The sequence below is a fragment of the Pseudomonas sp. 14P_8.1_Bac3 genome, assembly GCF_025466085.1.
Classification (GTDB): Bacteria; Pseudomonadota; Gammaproteobacteria; order Pseudomonadales; family Pseudomonadaceae; genus Aquipseudomonas.
Genome location: NZ_JANLOD010000019.1, coordinates 64348 through 88302, shown reverse-complemented (window position 1 = coordinate 88302; position 23955 = coordinate 64348). Strand labels below are relative to the sequence as shown.

The window sequence follows — 23955 nt, the reverse complement described above, 5'->3', positions numbered from 1 at the left end:
CAGGGAAATAGGGTGGTCTTGGGGTTTTTCGTTGGATTGGATATTTCACCTGGCACTGATCATTCGTATTGTCCGCGCCTTTGACGCTTTGCGTCGGGGGCACAGGGGAATGGCGATGAATTTCACGTGGCGCAGGAAAACCGTCGAGGACACTGCCAAGCTGCCGGCGCCGGTGACCGAAGCGACTGCGACAGCCGGTGTAGATGACTTACAGCAGGCGACCCGTAAGGCCGAATTACGCGAGCGAGATTTTTTTCGCGGCCTGGCGCAGCACCTGTTGATCTGCGGCAATTCGCTGTCGCCGGTCAGCGAATCCTTCTCGATGCTCAACCAGCGCCTCAAACTCAATCACCAACGGGCTGAAACCGTCGCCCGCGCCGCCATCGACAATCGCCAACAGGTCACTCACCTGCAGGAACAATCGCGGGTCATGGCCGCAGGGCTGGACGCGCTGGAGGACGTCATCACTCACCTGGTGGGCCGCGCCAGCGAGATCGATCGCATCGTCGACCTGATCAGCGACATCGCCCGCAAGACCAACCTGCTGGCCCTCAACGCGGCCATCGAAGCCGCGCGGGCCGGGGAAACCGGGCGGGGCTTTGCGGTGGTTGCCGGGGAAGTGCGGCTGCTGGCGGAAAAGACGGCCGAGGCGACCCGGGAAATCGTCAAGGAAACCTCGGCCATTCAGCAGGAAATCAGTCACGCCAAACAGGCGATTTCGCAACAGGGCCAGATTTCCAATGCCTTTGGCGCGGTGATCGACAAAACCGCCGAGGCCATGACCGGCATGTACGGCGAGGCGCAGCAGATGCAGCGCGACATCGACCAGTCGCACCTGTTGTCCGACGTCGAGCTGGCCAACCTGCAAGAGTTGACGCTCAAAGTCACCGTCTACGACCGCCTGCTCAACCCCAAGCCGCATGCGCCGCTGACGCTGCCTGACGAAACCGAGTGCCTGTTCGGCCAGTGGTACTACAGTGATCAGAACCAGAACCAACAACGCGACGCCGATTTTCGGCGGATGGAAGTGCCGCATCGATTGGTGCACAGCAGCGGTCAGGCAGCGCTGGAGGCCCATGGCCGGGGTGAGCTGGAGCAGGCCCTGACGCACGTCGGGCAGATGGAAGAAGCGAATGCGGCGGTGATGCGCACGGTCAAGGGCCTGTTGCATGCGCGGCTGCAAGCCCGTTGAGTCGGACACCGGCCGGTTAATGACGCTACGGGGATTTTCCTATACATTTTCCGGCCGCCCACTGCATGGTGAAACTGCTTCATGTCTCTCGCGCTCGAACGTCTAATCGCTGGCACGCCCATTCCTTACGCTGGTAACCGCGTCACTGTGGTCAGCCCCGAACTGGCCTTGCGCTTTCAGCCCGGCGACCACCTGCTGGTGGAACAGGTCAGCGGCGAGTTGTTGCTGATCCCCGTCGCTGACCAGAAAGCGGCGGCGGTGGCGATCGAGCGGGCCGAAGCGGCTTTTACGGCGATGTCCGCGGTGCCGGACGAGGCGATCAGTACCTTTTTCGATCTGTTTGCCCAGCGTCTGGAAGACCCGGCCTGCTGGGAACAGATTGAGGCGGCCAACCTGGCCGACATCGAGTGGGCCCGGTCACGAGGACGCTCGACCACGCGGTTGCTGGCGGATGAACGCATGCGCCGCGACATGATCGCCGGCCTCCGGGCCTGGCGCGACGCTCCGGCCACTCGCGGCAAAGTGATCAGTTGCGTCGAGCATGACGGCTGGAAAGTCGAGCAGGTGGTGTCGCCGCTGGGCATTGTCGCTTTCGTCTTCGAAGGCCGGCCGAACGTGTTCGCCGACGCCGCGGGCGTGTTGCGCACCGGCAACACCGCCGTGCTGCGCATCGGCAGTGACGCCTTGGGCACGGCGCAAGCCATTGTCACCCACGCGTTGAACCCGGCGTTGAGCGATGCCGGTTTGCCGGTGGGCGCGGTGTCGCTGGTGGACAGCATCAATCACGCCGCCGGCTGGGCGATGTTCGCCGATCGGCGCCTGTCGCTCGCGGTGGCCCGCGGGTCGGGGCGAGCCGTGAGTCAATTGGGCAGCATCGCCCAACAGGCCGGCACCGCCGTCAGCCTGCATGGCACCGGTGGTGCCTGGCTGATCGCCGACAAGGACGCCGACGCCACGCGTTTTGCCGCTGTCGTGCGCAATTCCCTGGACCGCAAAGTCTGCAACACCCTGAACGTCTGCCTGATTCATCGCGACCGCGCTGCCGAGTTGGTGCCGCTGTTCCTGAGCGCGTTGAAACAGGCGGGTGCCGCGCGAGATGAGGGTTGCAAGCTGCACATCGTCGAAGGCAGCGAGACGAGCGTGCCTCATGATTGGCGAAATGCGACCGTCGATGTCTGCCGTGCTGAAGGTTATGTCACCGAAGCCTTGGCCGAATCGCTGCCCGAGGACCAGTTGGGCCGCGAGTGGGAGTGGGAAGAAACCCCGGAAGTCAGCCTGAAAATTGTCGATGACCTGGACAGCGCCATCGCCTTGTTCAACCGCTACAGCCCGCAATTCACCGTGTCGCTGATCAGCGAAGACGCCGAAGCTCATGAGCGTTTCTACAATGCGGTCAACGCACCGTTCGTGGGCAACGGCATCACCCGCTGGGTCGACGGCCAGTACGCACTGAACAAACCGGAACTGGGCCTTTCGAACTGGGAAAACGGCCGCCTGTTTGCCCGCAGTGCGATCCTGTCCGGCGACGGCGTGTTCACCATCCGCAGCCGCATGACCCAGGTGGATCTGTCGGTTAAACGCTGAGGCCAGAGCGCAGCGCCCAGAGATGATTGTGTTGTTGCCACAGTGCGGCGTCAGTGGCGTTCATGGAACTGGCGTTGGGCACCACCGATTCTTCGGACTCAGTCATCCACTGACTGGCACACGCCGTTGGACGCCTTGCCGGTGGAGGACACGGCCACTGAGTCGTCATCGGCGAGGACGATGGAGAGCGTGATACCCGACCCCTTGGCTTCGAAGTGGCGATCATCGATGGCTTTGGTCTCGGCTTCCTTGCTATTGATGAGCACTGGTCCGTCCTGATCCGCCTGGACGAGGATCTTGCCGGGACATTCCACCGCAAATGACGGGACGCCGTCGACGCTGTTGGCCTGAGCCGCACTCGTCAACAGCAGCAACAGCGCAAACATGAAATTGGTTTTCATCGCACACCTCTCCAGGGACAACAGTGGATAGGCTAACGATAGCTGTGTTTGGGAAACTGGAGACAAACAAAAAGGCCCCGCTCGAATATTCGAACGGGGCCTTTATTTGTTGCGGTTGCTACAGCAACTGCGCTGGGGTGCCTTATCAGTAGAACCGGTCAATCACCCGAACTTCGTTCTGGTTCTGCATCGAGGCCCAGGCCTGTTTCAGCGTTTGCAGAACATTACCGATGAAGTCCCTGTCAGCCGCGGCTTTCTTGCCGACATAACCCTGGCCGCGACGGTACATCTTCAGGCGGGCCAGGAGGTTCTGGTTGTTCTGGTCGAACTCGGCTTCATGGGCATGCGGCGACAGGCAGTCGATATGCACCTGGCCTGACTTGCTGATCCACAGGATATGGCTGTCGTGGCTGTCTTTTTTCGCAGCGAACATACGAGCCAGTTCATCGATAGTGGGTTGATTGTTCAGATTCATAATAAAGCCCCTTGACCATTTGGTGATCTTTCAAAGTTGATTCGCTAATACAGGTAGCCCATCGGTTAGTTGATCCCTGGCACCGAAACCAGGACGTCAGCGGTCGGCCGTCGCAATGACGGGGTCCCGCGTCTGTTGCATGTAGTCGTGTTGAATAACTGCTACGCAATAGCGTCACAACGAAGAGAAGCAGCGATAACCTTCAGGCCACTACCGACTTTTCAGGGTCGGCCACAAGCTTCATGAGGATTGCTCGCCAGCGCTTCTCGTCCTTGTACTGGACGTTCGGGCCAGGTCAGCTTCTTCAATCTGCCTTGTGGGCAGCGTGTATCCGGGAAAAACAGCTCGGCGGTCAGACGAGCTTGCTCAAACATGTTGCCGTACTCCCGATCGGGGAGATGTCTGCATCATGCAAGGGCAAATCGGAAGCGTCAACGGTTTTGTAGTGATTATTTTCAGGCACTACATATTGTCGGACAAAGCTGTTTGGAATGAAAAAAAACAGGAGGGCGAAGCGCGAGTCAGGACGATGGCGGCGGGCTTTGGAAACGGTAGAACGTGCAGGGGTAACCGTCTACCGGGCGATGATGCCGGGTGAGTCCGTCGCCGATAAGCGCTGGTAAAACCTGAGCCCAGAACAGCCGCGCAGGCTGATTGGCGTCAATGTGGAAAATCTGCCACTGACCGGGGTGCTGGCTCAAGAGGGTGGAAATGACAAATTTCGCGACGCCTTGGCCACGATAGCGCCGGCTCACAAACAGATAGCCGACGTTGTGCTCGGCGCCGGGCAGGTGAGTGCGATCATCCAGGGTCACGAAGCCGGCCAGCTCGCCGTCGACCTTGATCAGGAAAGGTTGGGTCGCAGGGGCACGCCAGTAATCCTCCTGGTCCTGGGTATTGAAGAATCCCTGCGCGCCGAGTTTCAGCGGCAGCCACTCGCTGAAATCGTGCAGATAGAACTGCATCAGGTTCTCGATGGTGTCCAGTTCATCGCGCTGGGCACGATGCAGTTCTATCTGCGGCATGTGGGTTGTGCCCTGTTCAGCGCAATCAGCGGGGCGCGAAATCGTATTGGCCACCTTTCTTCAGCGCCGCGATGTAGGCCGGACGTTGCTGGAAGCGCTCGACCCAGGCCGTCACATGGGGATAGTTGCCGAGCTTGCCTTGGGCGCGGGCTATCTCGCCGATGAAGCTCATCTGGATATCGGCTGCGCTGAATTCACTGCCCAGCAGGTAATCGGATTGACTTAGCGCCGTGTCGAGGTAACCCAGGTAATTCGCCACTTCCGCGTTGATGCGCGGGTGCAACGGCGCGCCGGCTTCACCGAGACGTCCGACGTACAGGTTCAACATCAGTGGCAGCATGGCCGAGCCTTCGGCGAAATGCAGCCATTGCACGTACTCATCGTAGGCCGGGGTAGCCGGATCGGGCTGCAGGCGACCCTGGCCATGGCGGCGAATCAGGTAGTCGATGATGGCAGCGGACTCAATCAGTTTCTGCGCACCGTCTTCGATGACCGGGGATTTGCCCAAGGCGTTGACCGCTTTCAGTTCCGGCGGAGCCAGATTGGTCTTCGGGTCGCGCTGATACAGCTTCAGTTCATAAGGAATGGCGAGTTCTTCAAGCAACCAGAGAATGCGCTGGGAGCGGGAGTTGTTCAGGTGGTGGACAATAATCATGGTCGATGCCTTTTCAGAAAATGGGACTGACGCCGGGCTTGAAGAACACTAGACCATCGCGACTGATTCGAAGTGCCCTCAAGCTTTACTCGGCGCTTTTGCTGCACGTTTGGCGCCGGTAGCCGGTTTGCGCTTGGCCGTTTTGCGTTTGTTTTTCCACGGTGTGGCACCGCGTCCGGCAGGGCTCGCCGGGCCGTTGATGGTCAGGCTCAGGCCAGCGCAACGGGCGACCTGTTTGCTCATCCACGCAGCTTGCTTGGTGACGAAGTCTTCCAGGCTCATTTCGCCGCTTTGCACCATGTCCAGCGCCTGTTCCCAGATCGCCGTGGTGCCCGGATCGGCGATCGCGCGCGGCACGGCGTCGATCAGGCTGAAAGCGGCCGGCGTTGCGGCCAGGGCCTTGCCGTTCTTGATCAGGTAGCCGCGGTCGAGCAGGCCCTGGATGATCGAAGCGCGAGTGGCTTCGGTGCCAATCCCGGTGGTGTCCTTGAGTTTCTGTTTGAGCAGAGGGTCTTCGACCAGTTTGGCGACGTTCTTCATCGCCTTGATCAGGTCGCCTTCAGTGAAGGGTTTGGGCGGCTGCGTCCACAGGTCCTTGAGCTTGACGTCGGCCACCGCGCAGTCACGCCCTTCGGCGAGGGTCGGCAGGGTTTGCGGTGCGGGTAATTCGCGGCCCTTTGCCGGTGCGAGGGCCTCGGGCAGGGCGCGCTTCCAGCCGGGCTCGACGATCTGCTTGCCGACGGCACGCAGGGCCTCGCCGGCGCAGTCGAAGTCGGCCTGGGTGCGGTCGTATTCGTGATTGGGCAGGAACTGTGCGAGGTAGCGCGCCCGGATCAGGGTGTAGACCGCGCGTTGCTTGCCCATCAGCCGCTCGAGGTTCTTCGCCGCTGCGGTAGGAATGATGCCGTGGTGAGCGCTGACTTTTGCGTCGTTCCACGCCCGTGAACGGCGCTGGGGTTGCAGGTAGTCCTGCAAGGCGTTGAGGGCCGGATCCGCTTGCCGCAGCGCCGCGAGAATTGTCGGTGCTTCGCTGTGCTGACTGACAGGCAGGTAGCCGCAATCGCTGCGCGGGTAGGTGATGACTTTGTGGGTTTCGTATAGCGCTTGAGCGATGTCGAGGGTTTCCTGGGCGCCGAGGCCGAGCTTCTTCGAGCAGACTTCCTGCAACGTGCCCAGGTCGAACGGCAGCGGTGCCACTTCACGCAGGCGTTCGGTGCGCAACCTGGTCACCCGGGCAGTCGCCGCGCTGCCAATTGCCGCTGCGGCTTTTTGTGCCAGGGCTTGATTGAGGCAGCGGTCCTGATCGTCACACGCGTCGGAGGCCGCACGCCACTGTGCGGTGAACGCGGTGCGGTCGTGCAGCAATTGCACGTCGATGGCCCAGTAAGCGACCGGGATGAAATCGGCAATGCTGCGGTCGCGATCCACCACCAGGCGGAGCGTCGGCGTTTGCACCCGGCCCACCGGCAATACGCCTTGGTAACCGGACTGGCGCCCGAGCAGCGTGAACAACCGGCTCATGTTCATGCCGATCAGCCAGTCGGCCCGCGAACGTCCCAGCGCCGAATGATAGAGGCTGAAGGTTTCCGCTCCAGGCTTCAGCGCAGCCAGTGCCTTGCGGATCGACGCATCGTCCAGCGCCGACAGCCACAAGCGCTGGATCGGCCCGCGATAACGACAATGCTCGACCAGTTCCCGGGCGATCATTTCGCCTTCGCGGTCGGCGTCGGTGGCGATCACCAGTTCGTCCGCCTCGCCGAGCAAGCGTTTGACGACTTTGTATTGACTGGCGGTGCGCGGCTTGACGGTCATTTTCCATTTGTCCGGGATGATCGGCAGGTCGGCCAGCACCCAGCGTTTGTAGCGCGCGTCGTAGGCATCCGGCGGTGCGGTTTCAAGCAGATGGCCGATGCACCAGGTCACCGTGACGTCCGTTCCCAGCCAGCAGCCGTCGCCGCGGCGCCTGGCGCCGAGCACGGCCGCAATGTCTTTGGCCTGGGAAGGTTTTTCACAAAGGTACAGCCGCATAACCACCAACGTTCATCAACTGCCGGAAGGTGCACAGAATGGCGGTTGATGAGTGATGGGGCAATCTTTATCTGTATGGATGTACAGTTTCCGGGTTTCGGATTATTGCGGCAAACGGTTCCCGTAGGAGCGAGCTTGCTCGCGAAAAAACGTCCGGGCGACGCGTTCATTCAGACTTCCCGCGTTATCGTTCACGGGCATCGCCAGCATGCTGGCTCCTACAAGGTATTGCGTCAGTGCTGGAGGCCGCGGTGTTCAGTAGTTGAGGTTCACCACGGGTTGGGTCAGCTTCGCATCCGCAGGCTGGCGAAGGAGGGTCAGCAAGATGGAGGTGATGACATTGACGTCATTGTCGAACCCGCCATGGGACGCATCCTTCTTGACCCCCGCGCCATAGTTCATCTTGGGGTCGTTGAAAATGTGCAGGGTTTGCGCGGCGGCGTCCGGCAGCCCGCGACCGGTAGCGGCGAAACCGGCGGGGATGCTGTTACCCCAATAGAAATTGTTCCACTGTTCGGTCATGTTGCGCGCGGCGATGTTCCACACCGCCAGGTCGGGATCGCTGAAGTCCTGGCAGCTGCCATCTAGGGCGTTGGCCATGCCCAGCAATGGCATGCGCTGCAGTTCTTCGTAGGCACGGGAAACCAGATAGAGCAGCGATTTGTGGTACGCGCCAACGACGTTATCCAATTGTTCACGCTGATCGGACAGCAAGTGAATGTGGAAGTCCTTGCGCTTGAGCCCGCCGTCCTCGATGACTTTGCGGTAGGTCTGGTTGGCGAAATCCAGGGTGCAGGCCGGCGCCATCAGCGTCGAAGTCGCAATGGGTAACCCTCTGGCCCACAGCAGGCGGATCAGGTGGCCGTTGATCAACGAGCCCGCCGAATGGCCGATCAGGTGCAGTTCGACTTTCTTCTGGCCCAGGTCGCCGATCAGTGTTTTCAGGTTGTCGGCCAATTCCACCAGGCCGCGCGGCGTGAAGCCCGCGACGGCTGCGGCTTCGGCATTCTGTTTCATCTGGCTCCACTGATCGCCGCCGAGTTTCTTGGTCGCCAACTCGACGGTGCGATCAAGGCCTTCCAGGGCTTTGTCCTTGATCAGCTTCAAGACGTCGCTGACGCCGCCACCGCCGAACACGCCAGGCAGGGCGTCCTGGATGATATCCGCCAATGTCTCGAGCGCGCCGGTGCGCCAGGTGACGAACAGCGGATAGATGCCGTTTTCCAGAAAGTAGGGGGCCATCGCGCAGATCCGGTTGATGGAGTCCTGTTCGGAGTTGAGCCCGCCGTGGGCAATAATCGCGATCCGTAACACCGCAGGTTTATTGGCTGCCGGCAGTTTGCCGTACCAGGTTTGGGGCGCTTCGTAGACGATCCGCTTGACCCCTGCGCGGACGTTTTCCACGTCGGTCAACCGCGGGCCGATGCTGCCGTTGTTTTCCATGACGATGGTCAGGCCGTACGCCTGATCCTTGGTCAGCAGCGCCGGCCCTTTGCGCTGAGAATCCGCGGAGCTGGCGGTGAACAGCGAGAAGCCTTCGCGCTTGGCATTCGAGCTCGACAGCGCATTGCGATAAGGTGATTGCACATCCGCCTTTGAGCGTGCCGGGCGCGCATCATGGGACAGGCCGCCGTGTTCGATTGGCACGCCGAGGGACACAGTCCAGGCGTCGGTGCCGTTGGCCAGCCAGTCTTCGAACGTCAGGATGGCGAAGCCGGAAAACCCCCAGTCGGTGGACCAGGAGTTCTGCACAATGAAGCCCTGGCTGGTGTAGCCGATCAAGGCAAAGGCATGGCCGCCCTGAGTTGTCGGCGACCCTTTGATCACCGGCAGTTGCGCCATGCTTTCGAACGCGGCCACCGGGCTTTTTTTGCCTTTGGGCCGCATCAGTGCCCAGCCCTGATGCACGTTGGCCGAGACGTACAACGCGCCGGCTTCATACAGTGCGGCCATCATCGCGGTTACATCGTCCTTCTCGACGCGGTAGTAGACGCCCATCGGCCGTGTCACCGCATCGGCGGCCCAATTCTCGGCCGGTGCTTCGAACGCCGGGACCGAGCCATCGGGCTTGACGGTGTAGGGCCACAGCTCCTGTGCGCAAACACCGTGTTTATGCCAACCCTTCAACGCACCGCGACAACTGGAGCCGGCGTAATCCTCGCCGGGCCATTCGTCATAAAGCTTGGCCAGGTGATAAAGCTGGCGCGGACTGGTCTTGACGGCCGTGCGGTCGCGGCGCCACAACAGAAAGTTGACCACCGCCGCCAATCCGAACCCGGTACACGCGCCCTCGTTGCCCTGGTACAGCACCATGTCCCGAGCCAGATAACCCGAGAGTTCTGCGGCGATGTCGGTGTCGGCGGGCCAGGAGGGTGGTAACGACTGCACGCGTGGGGTGAACAGGCGATCGCGCAGATCGAGACGGTCCGGACGGGCGTCGAGGGTGATGAGGGTTTTATCAAGGGAAAATCGGCTGGCCGGCATGCGGGAGACCTCAAGCGTCTGAGACTTGGACCGCACGCCACGACGACCTGATGGCGAAGCAGGTGGGTCAACGGTGCTATTGATCGTAGACGATGTTCCAGCGCCGTCGCGCCGTTGGTCCGGTCATGCCGACGCGGCATCAATGAGAGGACACGAACACCGCGTTTTCAAGCGGTGGCAGCGCAAATGAGCCTTTCATGCGCGTCACTTCATCGGTCGGCGTACGCCCGAACAGCCTTTTGAATTCGCGACTGAATTGCGAGCCGCTTTCATAACCGACTTGCGCGGCGGCCGACGCAACGCTGCACCCGCTGCGAGCCATCAACAGCCGCGCCTGATGCAGGCGGGTGGTCTTCAGGTATTGCATCGGCGAGGTGTGGGTGATCGCTTTGAAATGGGCGTGGAAGGTCGGCACGCTCATGTTGGCCTCCCTGGCCAAATCCTCCACTTGCATCGGTTCGCCGAGATTGGCGTGGATTTTCCGCAAGGCTTGAGAGATGTGAGCAAAACGACCCCTCGCGGTGAGCGCCGCACGCATCGATCCGCCCTGGGCGCCGGTGAGAATCCGGTAATAGATTTCCCGCACCAGCGCCGGTCCGAGCAGGCGACTGTCCAGCGGCGAGTCGAGCGCTTCCAGCAGCCGCAGGACTGATTGGCTAAGACGCGGCTCCATGGGCGAGGCGAACATGCCTTGGGGCGCGGCAAAAGGTTGGTCGCCGAGTTGCAGCAGCAGCTCGGCGACCAGGTTGAAATCCAGATGAAGGTAGATTGCCAGCAGTGGTTCGTCTTCGCTGGCATCGGTTTCCATGGTGAACGGCACCGGGACAGTCACCGCCAGATAATGCCGGGCATCGTAAAGGTAGGTGCTGTTGCCCCAATAGCCGCGCTTGCGTCCCTGGCAGACGATGACGATGCCCGGATCGTAGAGGACCGGCGTACGTTGCAGCGGACGGTTCGAACGCAGCAAACGCACGTCCGCCAGCGGCGTTAGGTTGTAGCCTTCGTCCGGGGCGAGTCGACTGAGCAGCGAGATCGTTCGTTGCTGGCAATCGTTTTGATCAACTGCTGTCGGGCTCATCGTTTGTCCTTCCTTACATTCATTGGGTTTGAATGTGAGCCCGTTGGATGCACAACACAATGCATTCAGAGGAATAGGCAAATCACTCACAGCAATGGACGTTCAAGGTGTGCGCTTGTGCTTCTACTCTGGTGTCCAGCCTGACTGCCGCGCGGTGTGGCAGTGCAATCCCGAGTTGGAGTGTGCGCATGAGTGGGAAAAAGACGTTATTCATCACCGGTGTGAGCAGCGGTTTCGGCAAGGCGTTGGCCAACGAAGCGCTCGCAGGGGGGCATCGGGTGATCGGCACCGTGCGCAGCGAAGCGGCGCGGGTCGAGTTTGAATCGCATGCTTCGCAGCAAGCGTTCGGACGTTGCCTGGATGTCACTGATTTCGCCCGCATCGACGCAGTAGTCGCCGAGGTCGAAGCCAGCCTTGGACCGGTGGATGTGCTGGTCAACAACGCCGGGTATGGCCATGAAGGCATTTTCGAAGAGTCGAGGCTCGACGAGATGCGCCAGCAGTTCGACGTGAACGTGTTCGGCGCGGTGGCGGTGACCAAGGCCTTCGTGCCGTTTTTTCGCCAGCGCCGGGCCGGGCACATCATCAATATCACCTCCATGGGCGGTTTCATCACCCTCCCAGGGATTGCCTATTACTGCGGGAGCAAATTTGCCCTGGAAGGTATTTCCGACACCTTGAGCAAGGAGCTCAAGCCGTTCGGCATCGCAGTCACCGCCGTGGCGCCGGGGTCGTTTCGCACCGACTGGGCCGGGCGCTCGATGCGTCGGTCGGAGCGCAGCATCGCCGACTACGATGCGTCCTTCGACCCCATCCGCCAGGCGCGGCAAAGCAAGAGCGGCAAACAGCTGGGTGACCCGGTGAAAGCCGCCCGGGCCATGCTGACGCTGATTGGCAGTAACGCGCCACCCGCCCACTTGCTGCTGGGCAGCGATGCGTTGCAGTTGGTGCGTGAGAAGCTGGCGACGATGACGCAGGAGATCGAGACGTGGGAGGCGGTGAGCCGGTCCACTGACGGCTAAAACCTCGGGGCCGTTCGGCTGCGAAGGCGTCGTGATGACGAAATCTGGGTTATACCTGAAAGTCGTGTTCTCAAATTTTGGGGCCGCTGCGCGATCCATCGCGGGCAGGCCAGGCTCCTACAGGTCTTTCATCGTCCCGAGGAACGCATTTCATGAAAAGCTCCGGTCCCAGTCCCGTCATCACCATCGCCGAGCAGCCGGGCTGTCTGCTGGTGAAATTCCACGGTATTCAGGTGGCCGCGTCCACTCGCGCGCTGGTGCTGCTGGAGGCCAATTACCCTCCGGTGTATTACGTGCCTCGTGAGGACATCGCCGAGCAATATTTCATCCGTACCGACCACACCAGCTATTGCCCCTACAAGGGCGATGCAAGCTACTTCAGCTTGCAGGTTCCGGGGCATGAGGGCGCAAATGCGGTGTGGACTTATGAAAGCCCCAAGGTGTCGGTGGAGCAGATTAAAAACTACGTGGCGTTCTACCCCGACCAGGTGACGTTCGAGATTCTCAAAGACGTTGAGTGACTGCCTGGTGTCGGTCCTCCGGGAGCGTGACGGCGCCGGCCCCATCATCTGCAGATACGAGACTGTCTGGCGAAAGTGGCTATTGCCAATCACTGCCCACAGCCGCGACAATGCGAGTCATTATCAGTCGCGAATTATTCCATTCTCATGTCCGCCAACGATTTATCCCTGCGCAGCGCCGTCAATGATCTGTATTGCGACCATCATAGTTGGCTCAATGGCTGGCTACGCAAGCGTCTGGGCAACGCTTTCGATGCAGCGGATCTGGCGCAGGACACGTTTGTACGGGTTATCAAGGCGCGTACCGCGCTCGAGATTCGCGAGCCGCGTCCCTACCTGTCGATGATTGCCAAAGGCTTGTTGATTGACCTGTTCCGTCGTCGTTCGCTTGAGCAATCCTGGCTCGAAGCCCTGGCGGCCATGCCCGAATGGCACCAACCTTCGCTGGAGGAGCAGGCGATCCTGTTGCAGGCCTTGATGGAAATCGACCGTTTGCTCCAAGGGTTGGGGCCGAAGGTCAGGCAGGCATTCATCCTCTCTCAATTCGACGGCCTGACGTACCCGCAGATTGCCGAGCGCCTGAACATCAGCGTGCGCACGGTCAACAATTACATGGCCAAGGCCATGGAGCATTGCTGCCTGATGCAAATACAGTTGCAGTTGGCATGAGCCTGTCACCCGTCGAATTGAAGGCCATTGGCGTTGCCGCCCGCTGGTACGCCAGGCTGCACTCAGGCGTGGCGACCGACTCGGATCGCGCGGCGTGGAACGACTGGCTGATCGCCGACCCGGTGCATCGTCAAGCCTGGCAACGCATGGCCAGTGTTGGCGAGCAGATGAACAGCGTGCCCGGCGCCTTGGCTTCGCCGACCTTGCGCGGCGCCGATCGATCCCGTCGCCAGGTATTGCGCAGTTGCGTAGCGCTGGCCTCGGCTGGTTCTCTGGGTTGGTTGGGATGGCGCAGCGAGACCTCGCAAAACCTGTTGGCCGATTTCCGCACGGCGGTAGGTGAACGTCGCGAGTTCCGCCTGGCAGATGGCAGTTCACTGCTGCTGAACACTGACACCTCAGTCAATCTTCGTTTCGATGGACACCAGCGCAGGCTCCAACTGTTGTGGGGCGAAATACTGGTCAAGACAGCCGTTGACGCTGTGCAGCGGCCGTTCAAGGTGAGCACGCGTCATGGCGAAGTGTTGGCCCTCGGCACGCGTTTTATTGTCCGCTCCGAGGACCAGCGAGGCGAGGTCGCGGTGCTCGAGAAGGCCGTGAACGTGACGGCATCTGGCGGTGGCTTGCCCGTGCGTCTCGACGCTGGCCAGTCCATGACGTTCAGCGCCAGCTCGTTGGGTGCGGTGCAACGCAACGATGCGTCGACCGGCGCATGGCTGCAAGGCAGCATCATCGCGATCGATCGTCCTTTGGGCGAGCTGCTGGCCGATTTGTCTCGTTATCGCCGCGGGGTTTTGCGGTGTGATCCGCGTATTGCCAACCTGAAGGTGTCCGGCGCATTCCCTGTCGATAACACCGACCTGGCGCTGGCTGCGCTGGAGAGTGGTTTTTCCCTGAAAGTCACTCGGTTCAGCCGTTATTGGGTCACGGTATCGAGCTGACTGTCAGGGCCTTGCAGTGGGACTCGTCGTCAAGAACCGGTGTCTGGCAGAAAATTATTTCCAGGCCTTTGCACTTTTCAAACACATCGTTCGGCTCATCCCTCAGTGAGTTTTTATTGATGGTCTTTGGGGGAGGGGAAGCATGTCTCGGTTGTATACGCCAGGTCGTCTGGCGATCGCAGTCAAGGTCGGGTTGTTCGCGGTGACATCGTTCGGCGCATGGCCGCTGGCAGTGAATGCGGCGCCCTCGCAGCAGTTAAGTCAGGTGCAAACGTTCGACATCGCCGGTGGCAGCCTGACCGAGGTGCTCAGCCATTTCGCCAGCGCAGCGGGCGCGGCCATTTCCTTTGATGCGCGGCAAACCGAAGGGTTGACATCTCCCGGTCTCAAAGGCGCATTCGGCGTCAGCGAAGGGTTCGCGCGGATTCTCGGCGGCAGCGGCTTGCAAGCGGAACCCCAGGCCAACGGTACGTACGTGTTGCGTCCAGTACCGGTTGCCGGCTCGGCACTGGAATTGGGCGCGACCACTATCAACGGACAGCTGCTGGGCGCGACGACCGAGAACAGCGGCTCGTACACCACGGGCGCAGTGACCATCGGCAAGGGCGAACACTCGCTCAAGGAAACACCGCAATCGGTCACGGTCATGACCCGCAAGATGCTCGATGACCAGAACCTCAACACCATCGACCAGGTCATGGAAAAGACCCCGGGCATCACCGTCTACGACTCGACCATGGGCGGCAAATATTTCTATTCCCGCGGTTTCCGCATGTCGGGGCAGTATCAGTACGACGGGGTGCCGCTGGACATGGGCAACCTCTATGTCCAGGCCGACAGTTTCACTGGCGACATGGCGTATTACGATCGGGTCGAAATCCTCCGCGGCGCCGCGGGAATGATGAAAGGCTCCGGCGGCACGGCCGGCGGTGTGAACTTCGTGCGCAAACGCGGCCAGAGCGCACCGCATACCGACATTACGTTGTCGGGTGGGAGCTGGAACAACTACCGCGGGCAGGTCGACACCGGTGGTCCGCTGAACGACGCAGGCACGATCCGTGGCCGCACCGTGGTCGCCGAGCAGAGCCGGCATTACTTCGTGGACGATGCCAGTCGCAAGGATCAGGTGTACTACGGCGCGCTCGACGTTGATGTGAGCCCCGACACCACCGTCGGGCTGGGCATCGCGTACGAAGACGTGGACGCCAGCCCTTGCTGGGGTGGACTGCCGCGCTACCGCGATCGCAGCGATTTGAAGCTCAGTCGTTCGACGTGCCTTGACCCGTCGTGGAACACCTGGCGCAGCCAGCGCACCAGCGTTTTCGCAGATGTGAAACACCAGCTCAACGATGACTGGAGCCTCAAGGTCGCCAGCGTCTACACAAAAAACACTCAGGACATCAAATACGCGTTCGCCTCCGGCGCTGTGACGCCTGGCGTCAACACCACTGGCATGCTGGGCAGTCTGTACGATTACGATCAGGTCGATTACGGCCTGGACGCCTACGTGGACGGCAAGTTCGACGCGTTCGGTCAGCAACATGAACTGGTGGTGGGTTTCAACGCCAGCCGCGCGAAAAAGGACGACTTCTATTCGGTGGCGTTTCTGCCGCAGCGGCAGAATGTCTTCGACCCCAACAAACATATCCCCGAGCCGGACGACAGCTACTTCATCGATAACTCGTCTCGCGGCGGCCCCGTCAACTCGGTGACCAAGCAAAAGGGTCTCTACTCGACCCTGCGGTTGAAACTGGCGGAGCCGCTGACCTTTGTTGTGGGCGGTCGAGTGAGCTGGTACAGCTCCGATACCGACTCCGACTTCATCAACACAGGCACTTCTGAACATTCCAGCACCACGGAGACCGGCCAGGTCACCCCGTTTGCAGGCGTCCTGCTGGATCTGAACGAGCACCTGACGGCCTATGCCAGCTACTCGGATATCTTCACCCCGCAAGGCAATTACCGCTCGGAAGACGGTTCGGCACTCAAGCCGCTTGTGGGCCAGAGCTATGAACTGGGGATCAAAGGCGCGTGGTTCGACGGTCGCCTGAACAGCTCGTTCAACCTTTTCCGGACCATCCAGAAAGACCAGGCACAGACGGACTACAACTCCTCGTGCCCGTCATCGGATGGCTACTGCTACGTCAACGCCGGGAAGGTCCGCGCCCAGGGCTTCGAGGCCGAGATCAGTGGTGAAGTCATCGAGCGCCTGCAATTGCTCGCGGGCTACACCTACACGCAGACCAAAACCCTCGACGACATCGACACCAGCCTCAATGGCGCCGCGTTCAACAGTTATGTGCCGCGCCACGTGCTGCGCCTGTGGGGCGATTATGCCTTGGGCGGGTCGCTTGAGCGGTTCACCCTCGGCGCCGGCGTCAATGCGCAAAGCGACAACTTCCGGGTTTCTCCAGCCAGCGGCGAGAAGATCACCCAGTCGGGTTACGCCATCTGGAACGGTCGAATCGGTTATCGCATCGACGACACCTGGTCGGTCGCGTTGAACGGCAACAACCTGTTCGACAAGCGCTACTACACCACGATTGGTACCGAGACTTTCGGCAACTACTACGGCGATCCCCGTAACTTCATGGTGTCGGTCAAGGCGAGTTTCTAAGGGCAGGCGCCGGCTCGCTGGCGATGATTTCAAGGGTGCCGCGTTCATTCAGGCGGCACGCTTGATCGTTGATCACCATCGCCAGCAGGGCCGTTAGCGAAGGGCGTCCACCAACGTCGACTCATCAATCTGTGCAATCGACGTCACCCCGGTCAGCGTCATCGCCACACGCATTTCCCTGGCGAAAATATCCAGCATGTTTTCCACTCCGCGTTGGCCGTCGGCGGCCAGCGCGTAGGCCATGGAGCGGCCGAGCAGGACGCCTTTCGCGCCCAGCGCCAGCATCCGCACGACATCCAGGCCCGAGCGGATCCCGGAGTCGACCAGCACGGTCAGGTCATTGCCCACCGCTTGCATGATCGGCGGCAGGGCCTTGGTGGTGGACAGCACGCCGTCGAGCTGGCGACCGCCATGGTTCGACACGACGATGCCGTCGGCGCCGAAGCTCACCGCGTCCCTGGCGTCCTGGGGATCGAGAATGCCCTTGATGATCATCGGGCCTTGCCAGAAGTCCCGGATCCACTGCAGATCGCTCCAGCTGATCGACGGGTCAAAATTATTCGCCAGCCAGCCCATGTAGTCTTCGAGGGTGACGGCTTTACCAAGGTACTTGGAGATGTTGCCGAGGTCGTGTGGGCGGCCCATGAGGCCGACATTGAAGGCCCAGTCGGGTCGCGTCATGGCCTGGAGCATGCGGCGCGACGAGGCGAACGGTCCGGACATGCCCGAGTGCGCGTCGCGGTAGCGTGCGCCGGGGGTGGGCATGTCAACAGTGAACACCAGGTTTTTCACCCCGGCGGCCTTGGCCCGTTCCAGGGCGTTCCTCATGAAACCCCGGTCTTTCAACACGTACAGCTGAAACCAGATGGGTTGTTGGCTGTGTGCGACGACTTCCTCGATCGAGCACACCGAGACGGTCGACAGGCACAGGGGGATGCCTTTGTTTTCGGCAGCCTTGACCGCCTGCACTTCACCGCGACGGGCGAACATGCCGGTCAGGCCGACTGGCGCGAGGACGATCGGCATGGCCAGGGGCTGGCCGAAGAGAGTGGTGTCGAGGCTCAGGGTTTCGACGTTTTTCAAAATGCGCTGGCGCAGGCTGATGCTCGTCAGGTCGGCGCTGTTGGCCCGCAGCGTGTGCTCGGCGTAGGCGCCGCCGTCGATGTAGTCGAACAGGAACCGGGGAAGTTTGCGCCGGGCGGCCTCGCGGTAATCGGATGCGGAGGAAATGATCATGGAGCCTCGGTCGGGTGAGTGGCGGGGCGGTGTTGCATGGTGTCAGAGTAGCGAAAACGTCTGGGGTTGCGGGAATTCCGAACCCTGTAGGCGCGAGCATGCTCGCGAAGAACCCGAGGACGCCGCGGGGTGTCCGGCGCCCCGCGTTATCGTTTTTCATCGCCAGCATGCTGGCCTCTACAGGGATTGCGTGTCGCCCAATCGGTGTCAGTTGGTTTCCAGATCCACGTTCCGGGTCTCACGCAAACAGATCATCCCCACCACCAGACTCACCGCCGTAACCACCACCGGATACCAAAGCCCATAGAAAATATCCCCGGTGTACACCACCAGCGCAAACGACACCGTCGGCAGGAACCCGCCAAACCAGCCATTACCGATGTGGTACGGCAGGGACATCGAGGTATAGCGAATGCGCGTCGGAAACAGCTCCACCATCAGCGCCGCCAGCGGCCCGTAGCACATGGCCGAGATAATGATCAGCGCAACAATCAGCGCCACGATCATCGGCTTGTTGATCGACTGGGTGTCAGCCTGTGACGGATACCCGGCCAGGGTCACCGCCCCACGCAAGGCCGCTTCGTCGTAGCCATCGATTTTCACGTCACCGACGCTGACCTGCACGCCGCTGCCGGCCGGTGCAGCTTCGCTGTGATAGGGCAGGCCCTGCTTCACCAGGAAGGTCTTGACCTTGTCGCATGGGCTGTCAAATTTCGCCTTGCCCACCGGGTCGAACTGGAAGGTGCACGTGGCCGGGTCGGCCAGGACGGTGATCGGCGCCTGGCGGCTGGCCTGGTCGATTGCCGGGTTGGCGTAATGGGCCAGGGTCTTGAAGATCGGGAAGTACAGCGCGGTGGCCAGCAACAGGCCAAGCATCAGCACCGGTTTGCGTCCGACCTTGTCCGACAGCCAGCCGAAGAAGATGAAGAACGGCGCGCCGATAATCACGCTGACGATCAGCAGACTGTTGGCCAGCGCCGGGTCCATTTTCAGGAACTGAGTGAGGAAGAACAGCACATAAAACTGCGCGGCGTAGAACGTCACCGCTTGCCCGGCGTTGATGCTGAACAGCGCGATCAACACGACCTTGAGGTTTTCCCATTTGCCAAAGGAGTCGCGCAACGGCGACTTGCAGAGCTTGCCTTCCTCTTTCATTTTCACGAAGGCGGGCGACTCGTGCAGGCTCAGGCGAATCCAGGTGGAGATGCCCAGCAGCACGATGGAAAACAGGAACGGGATACGCCAGCCCCAGACTTCAAACTGGTCGCCGGTGAAATAACGGCAACCGAGCACCACCAGCAACGACAACAACAGGCCGAGGGTGGCGGTGGACTGAATCCAGCTGGTATGGAAACCGCGTTTACCGATCGGGGCGTGTTCCGCGACATAGGTGGCGGCGCCGCCGTATTCACCGCCGAGGGCCAGGCCCTGGAGCATGCGCAACACCACGAGGATGATGGGCGCGGCGATGCCGATGGTGGCGTAGGTCGGCAGTAGCCCGACGCAGAACGTTGCCAGGCCCATGAGGATGATGGTGGCGAGGAACGTGTATTTGCGCCCGATCATGTCACCCAGACGGCCGAACACCAGCGCGCCGAACGGCCGCACGATGAAACCGGCGGCGAAGGCCATCAACGCGAAGATGAACGCGGTGGTGTCGTTGACTCCGGCGAAGAACTGCTTGCTGATCACCGCCGCGAGGGCGCCATAGAGGAAAAAGTCGTACCACTCGAACACCGTCCCGAGTGACGACGCGAAGATGACTTTGCGGGTATCACGGCCGGCGTCGGCGCTGCGCGTGATGTCCAGCGGCTGAACATGTTCTGACATATCGGTATCCCTCACAGTGATTGTTTTTGTTGTTCCACTGTCGGCGCCGTCCTTGTGGGTGGTGCCGCTACTGTCGTGCCCTCATCAATCCCTTGTAGGAGCGAGCATGCTCGCGAAAAACCCGAGAACGCCGCGGGGTGCCTGGCGCCCCGCGTTATCGTTGACGACCAACGTCGGAACGCCGCCCGGAGCATGCTCGCTCCTACAGGGGATGTCAGGCGTCTGTAACTCGTTCCATTGGCGCGGTCATGTTCCTTGTTGATGGATTGAGGATCAGCCGCGCTGCCTTCTCGGCAATCATCAGCGTAGGCGAACAGGTGTTACCCGAGGTGATGCGCGGCATGATCGATGCGTCGGCGACGCGCAGGCCGGGGATGCCGTGGACCTTGAGTTGCGCGTCGACCACCGCGTCCGCGTCGTTGCCCATGCGGCAGGTGCCGACCGGGTGGAAAATCGTCGTGCCGATGCGGGCGGCGGCTTCGTGCAATTGCGCTTCGCTCTGCAGGCTTGCACCGGGCAAATATTCCGTCGGCTTGAACGCTTGAAGCGCCGGCGCGGAAACGATGCGCCGGGTCAGGCGTATGGCATCAGCCGCCACACGCAAGTCTTCCGGGTGGCTGAGATAGTTCGGCTGGATCAGCGGCGCCACCTGCGGATCGGCTGAACGAATGTCGATTCGCCCCCGGCTATGCGGACGCAGATCGCAGACCGACGCGGTGAAGGCGGGGAAGGCATGCAACGGTTCGCCGAAACGCTCCAGCGACAAGGGTTGCACGTGGTATTCGAGGTTGGCCGAGGTCTGCTCCGGTCCCGATCGGGCAAACGCGCCCAGCTGGCTCGGCGCCATGGACAGCGGGCCGCTGCGGTCATACAGGTAGCGCAAGCCCATGCCCATCTTGCCCCACAGGCTACCGGCGATCTGATTCAGGGTGCGGGCGTTTTCCAGTTTGTAAATCAACCGAAGCTGCAGGTGATCCTGCAGATTGCCGCCCACGCCGGGCAGCTCCCGAACCACGCTGATCCCCAGTTTTTCCAGGAGCGGGCGAGGGCCGATACCGGAGCGCTGCAGGAGGGTCGGCGAGCCGACGGCGCCTGCGCACAGGATGATTTCCTTGCGGGCCTTGAAGGTTTTCGCCTGGCCTTGTCGACGTGTGCTGACCGCCGAGGCGCGGCCCTTTTCCAGGAGCACGCGGTCGACTTCGACGTCAGTCAGCACGGTGAGATTGGGCCGGTTACGCACGGGTTTGAGAAAAGCCTTGGCCGCATTCCAGCGAATTCCGGCCTTCTGATTGACCTGGAAGTAGCCGCACCCTTCGTTGTCACCCTGGTTGAAGTCGTCGATGCTGGCGATGCCACTTTGTTCGGCAGCGCTGCGAAAGGCGTCGAGAACCGGCCATGACAGGCGCTGGCATTCGACCCGCCACTCACCGGCAGCGCCGTGAAACGCCGAATCGCCGGCAAAGTGGTTTTCGCTATGCTTGAACAGCGGCAGGACGTCCCTCCAGCTCCAGCCGGGATTGCCCTCGGCGGCCCAGCCGTCGTAGTCGCCGGCCTGGCCGCGCATGTAAATCATGCCGTTGATCGAGGAGCAGCCACCCAGTACTTTGCCGCGCGGATAACTCAGGGCGCGCCCTTGCAGGCCGGGTTGCGCCTCGGTCTTGAAGCACCAGTCGGTGCGCGGGTTGCCGATGCAGAACAGGTAACCCACGGGAATATGAATCCACGCATAGTTTTCGCGGCCGCCGGCTTCGAGCAGCAACACCCGGTGTTGCGGGTTGGCTGACAGCCGATTGGCCAGCAAACAACCGGCCGGCCCGGCACCGACCACGATGTAGTCGAATTCATCAAGGGAAGTCTGCATCCCTGACCTCGTATTGTTGTTCTTGTTGTCGGTCATCCTAGTTGTTAGCTTTCGTCAAAAGAATGTTAGTTTTTGCGCAGCTGCTGTGCGTTTTTAAACAGCGTAGACCTAAGGACGGTTCATGTTCGACTGGAATGACCTGCGGTTTTTTCTCGAGTTGCAGCGCAGCGGGCGTTTGCTCACCGCCGCCCGCCGTTTGAACACCACCCATGCCACTATCGCCCGGCATATTGAAGCCATTGAAAAGAGCCTCGGCACCGCGCTGTTCGTCCAGCACGCCCAGGGCTACGAGCTGACCCCGGCCGGAGAAGCATTGCTCAAACATGCCGAAGCGATGGAAAACGTCGCGCTGCTGGCCCAGGAAGAAATCACCCAATCGACGGCACCGCTGGGCAAGATCCGTGTCGGCGTGACGGAAGGCCTGGGCATCATGTTCCTCGCCAGCCGCATGAACGGGCTGTTCGAACGCTATCCGGGCCTGGAAGTGGAACTGGTGGCGGTGCCGCGCTTCGTCAGCATTCTCAACCGTGAAGCCGAAATCAGCATCCACCTTGAACGCCCGGCGGCCGACATGCTGGTCACCCGCAAACTCACGGACTATCGGCTGGCGCTTTATGCCAGCCGGGACTACCTCGACCGCGCGCCACCGCTGCGCAGCCGCGAAGATCTCGGCCGGCATGCGTGGATCGGCTACGTCGACGACTTGCTGTTCAGCCAGGAACTGATGTTCCTCAACAGCTTCTGCCGCAACCCGCAGGTGGTCTTCCACAGCACCAGCGTGATCGCCCAGCAACAGGCGGCGCGCGCGGGGCTGGGGATTGCGGTGCTGCCGTGCTACATGGCCAGCGATGATCCGGGCCTGGTGCCGCTGCTGCCGGATGAAAGCATCCAGCGCAGCTACTGGATCAGTACCCGCCGCGAGCTGCACAAATCCGTGCGGCTGCGGGTGCTATGGGATTACGTGGTGGAATTGTGTGAGCGTGAGCAAATGCTACTGCTGGGCTCCATTCCCTTGTAGGAGCGAGCTCGCTCCGGGCGGCGTTCCGACGATTAACGTCCAGACACCGCGTTCATGCAGGCAGTACGCGTTATCGTTGACGCCCATCGCGAGCGAGCTCGCTCCTACAGGGAATTGTGTTTCAGGGGAGGATTTCGAAAGCGCTGCTGGCCAGGCGTTCGCCATTCACCAGAATGTGCACGGCATGCTGACCCGCATAGTGCTTTCGGGTGGTGAGTTCCTTGATCTGTTGGCTACGGGCGACAAATTCGGTGGCCTTGCCCGGCAATGTCAGCGCCTTGAGCTTGAACACCTTCGCTGAGGTGCTGCCATTGGCCTTGACGTAATCAATGGCGTAATCGATCACCAGCCGCTGACTGGCCTCGACGGTGGATTTGACACTGAAGGACAAGGTGATTTTCTCGCCCAACGCAATCACCGCCGGTGTGACCTTCACCGCCGTAATCTCGACCTCGGGCTTGCCGCCCGCACCAATGATTGCCAACGCGCGCTGATTGCCCTGTTTGATCAGGCTGCGCAAGGCATGCCTGGCGATCCAGGCGGTGTGTTTGTTGTCCAGCGACCAGCCTTCGATCAGGTCCAGCACCCAGTCGGGATGGTCCTTGGTGATGTCGTTGAGGTGGTTGGCCACGGACTTGCGCACGTAGAGGCTGCTGTCGGCCTTGAGGTTGTCGAGGATGGCGGCGGCCAGGCGCGGGTCGGCCTGGATCTGTTCCAGGCGAAATGACCACGGCAGTCGCGGGCGGCTGCCCTCGCTGGCCAGGCGCCGCACATGTTCATTGCCGTCCAGCGACCAGTCGTGCATCACCGCCAACGTGCGCTGCAAGTCCTTGCGCAGGAAATAGCGGATGGCGAATTCAGCGGAGCCGAAGGTGGTGAAGTATTTGAGCGCGTCCATGGAAAGGTCGAACGCATCGCCGCCGTAGGTCGCGACGTAATGCGGCAGCGAGATGCTGACGAAGCCGCTGTTCAGGCGCGGGGCGAGGGCGCGCAACAGGTCGAGGGAGTCTTCGTAGTTCAACGGCAATGTGGCGTGCAGGCACTCACTGACCCGGGCCATGCGCTGCATGATCGACAGCCCGTCGAGGCCGTCGTTGGCCATGTTCAGGAAGGCTTTGGCGTTGAATTCCGGGTAGACCGCGGTCATCTCGGTGGCGATGTGCTTGAGACGCTCGGCGTTGAAGATTTCTTTCAGCGCGGGGTTGGGTGCGTCGACAGCCATGGTGGTTCCTTCGAAGTGGGTATTGGTTCAGATAGACGGCGTTATCGTTCTTCGCGAGCAAGCCCGCTCCCACAAGGGGCGCGCCGAACCTGTGGG

At 61.2% G+C, this 23955-nt stretch carries 19 protein-coding genes and 1 pseudogene; 9 read left to right on the top strand and 11 right to left on the bottom strand.

Annotation, left to right across the window (positions count from 1 at the left end; genetic code table 11):
* Positions 1 to 109 precede the first annotated feature (109 nt).
* From NTD84_RS30005 to NTD84_RS07115, 3 genes and pseudogenes are all read left to right on the top strand, one after another.
* Positions 110 to 769, top strand: a pseudogene (locus NTD84_RS30005) (methyl-accepting chemotaxis protein); the annotation flags it as partial.
* A gap of 9 nt (positions 770 to 778) precedes the next feature.
* A complete protein-coding gene (locus NTD84_RS30000; RefSeq protein ID WP_410017335.1) occupies positions 779 to 1192 on the top strand; it encodes a CZB domain-containing protein in 414 nt (137 codons plus the stop codon).
* A gap of 81 nt (positions 1193 to 1273) precedes the next feature.
* Entirely contained in the window at positions 1274 to 2776 is a 1503-nt protein-coding gene (locus tag NTD84_RS07115) for an aldehyde dehydrogenase family protein (protein WP_262164309.1), read from the top strand.
* Between the two features lie 98 nt (positions 2777 to 2874).
* Here NTD84_RS07115 and NTD84_RS07110 read toward each other — a convergent pair whose 3' ends face one another.
* From NTD84_RS07110 to NTD84_RS07080, 7 genes are all read right to left on the bottom strand, one after another.
* Positions 2875 to 3177, bottom strand: coding sequence for a hypothetical protein (locus NTD84_RS07110; RefSeq protein WP_262164307.1), 303 nt, complete (start codon positions 3175 to 3177; stop codon positions 2875 to 2877).
* 145 nt (positions 3178 to 3322) lie between these two features.
* A complete protein-coding gene (locus NTD84_RS07105) occupies positions 3323 to 3652 on the bottom strand; it encodes a hypothetical protein (protein WP_262164305.1) in 330 nt (109 codons plus the stop codon).
* 521 nt (positions 3653 to 4173) lie between these two features.
* Positions 4174 to 4677 carry a GNAT family N-acetyltransferase gene (locus NTD84_RS07100; RefSeq protein WP_262164302.1) on the bottom strand — a complete coding sequence of 168 codons (504 nt, stop codon included), beginning with the start codon at positions 4675 to 4677 and terminating at the stop codon, positions 4174 to 4176.
* Between the two features lie 25 nt (positions 4678 to 4702).
* Positions 4703 to 5332, bottom strand: coding sequence for a glutathione S-transferase family protein (locus NTD84_RS07095; RefSeq protein ID WP_262164300.1), 630 nt, complete (start codon positions 5330 to 5332; stop codon positions 4703 to 4705).
* 78 nt (positions 5333 to 5410) lie between these two features.
* Positions 5411 to 7360: a DNA topoisomerase III gene (locus NTD84_RS07090; RefSeq protein WP_262164298.1), complete on the bottom strand. Its 1950-nt coding sequence runs from the start codon at positions 7358 to 7360 to the stop codon at positions 5411 to 5413.
* A gap of 255 nt (positions 7361 to 7615) precedes the next feature.
* Complete coding sequence (locus tag NTD84_RS07085; RefSeq protein WP_262164297.1) at positions 7616 to 9844, bottom strand: C1 family peptidase; 2229 nt, start codon at positions 9842 to 9844, stop codon at positions 7616 to 7618.
* A gap of 139 nt (positions 9845 to 9983) precedes the next feature.
* Positions 9984 to 10922 carry an AraC family transcriptional regulator gene (locus NTD84_RS07080; RefSeq protein WP_262164295.1) on the bottom strand — a complete coding sequence of 313 codons (939 nt, stop codon included), beginning with the start codon at positions 10920 to 10922 and terminating at the stop codon, positions 9984 to 9986.
* A gap of 188 nt (positions 10923 to 11110) precedes the next feature.
* Here NTD84_RS07080 and NTD84_RS07075 point away from each other — a divergent pair, with 188 nt between their 5' ends.
* From NTD84_RS07075 to NTD84_RS07055, 5 genes are all read left to right on the top strand, one after another.
* On the top strand, positions 11111 to 11944 hold the full coding sequence (locus tag NTD84_RS07075) for an oxidoreductase (RefSeq protein WP_262164293.1): 834 nt from the start codon (positions 11111 to 11113) through the stop codon (positions 11942 to 11944).
* A gap of 152 nt (positions 11945 to 12096) precedes the next feature.
* Positions 12097 to 12465 carry a DUF427 domain-containing protein gene (locus tag NTD84_RS07070; protein WP_262164291.1) on the top strand — a complete coding sequence of 123 codons (369 nt, stop codon included), beginning with the start codon at positions 12097 to 12099 and terminating at the stop codon, positions 12463 to 12465.
* A 147-nt stretch (positions 12466 to 12612) separates the two neighbouring features.
* Complete coding sequence (locus tag NTD84_RS07065) at positions 12613 to 13134, top strand: sigma-70 family RNA polymerase sigma factor (protein ID WP_262164290.1); 522 nt, start codon at positions 12613 to 12615, stop codon at positions 13132 to 13134.
* Entirely contained in the window at positions 13131 to 14075 is a 945-nt protein-coding gene (locus NTD84_RS07060; protein WP_262164289.1) for a FecR domain-containing protein, read from the top strand. The genes NTD84_RS07065 and NTD84_RS07060 overlap by 4 nt, the downstream gene beginning before the upstream one ends.
* A 142-nt stretch (positions 14076 to 14217) precedes the next feature.
* Positions 14218 to 16692, top strand: coding sequence for a TonB-dependent siderophore receptor (locus NTD84_RS07055; protein WP_262164287.1), 2475 nt, complete (start codon positions 14218 to 14220; stop codon positions 16690 to 16692).
* 93 nt (positions 16693 to 16785) lie between these two features.
* Here the strand turns inward: NTD84_RS07055 and lldD are convergent, their stop codons facing one another.
* The 3 genes from lldD to NTD84_RS07040 form a co-directional block, all read right to left on the bottom strand.
* The gene (gene lldD, locus NTD84_RS07050) at positions 16786 to 17928 is read right to left on the bottom strand and encodes an FMN-dependent L-lactate dehydrogenase LldD (protein ID WP_262164285.1); all 1143 of its coding nucleotides are present in this window, start codon (positions 17926 to 17928) and stop codon (positions 16786 to 16788) included.
* Positions 17929 to 18135: 207 nt separating this feature from the next.
* Positions 18136 to 19758, bottom strand: a complete 1623-nt coding sequence (locus tag NTD84_RS07045) for an MFS transporter (protein ID WP_262164283.1) — start codon at positions 19756 to 19758, stop codon at positions 18136 to 18138.
* Between the two features lie 214 nt (positions 19759 to 19972).
* A complete protein-coding gene (locus NTD84_RS07040) occupies positions 19973 to 21619 on the bottom strand; it encodes a GMC family oxidoreductase (RefSeq protein ID WP_262164282.1) in 1647 nt (548 codons plus the stop codon).
* Between the two features lie 121 nt (positions 21620 to 21740).
* Here NTD84_RS07040 and NTD84_RS07035 point away from each other — a divergent pair, with 121 nt between their 5' ends.
* Positions 21741 to 22637: a LysR family transcriptional regulator gene (locus tag NTD84_RS07035; protein ID WP_262164280.1), complete on the top strand. Its 897-nt coding sequence runs from the start codon at positions 21741 to 21743 to the stop codon at positions 22635 to 22637.
* Between the two features lie 121 nt (positions 22638 to 22758).
* On the opposite strand, the gene NTD84_RS07030 is transcribed toward NTD84_RS07035, so the two are convergent.
* The gene (locus tag NTD84_RS07030) at positions 22759 to 23859 is read right to left on the bottom strand and encodes a DNA alkylation repair protein (RefSeq protein ID WP_262164278.1); all 1101 of its coding nucleotides are present in this window, start codon (positions 23857 to 23859) and stop codon (positions 22759 to 22761) included.
* Positions 23860 to 23955: the final 96 nt, after the last annotated feature.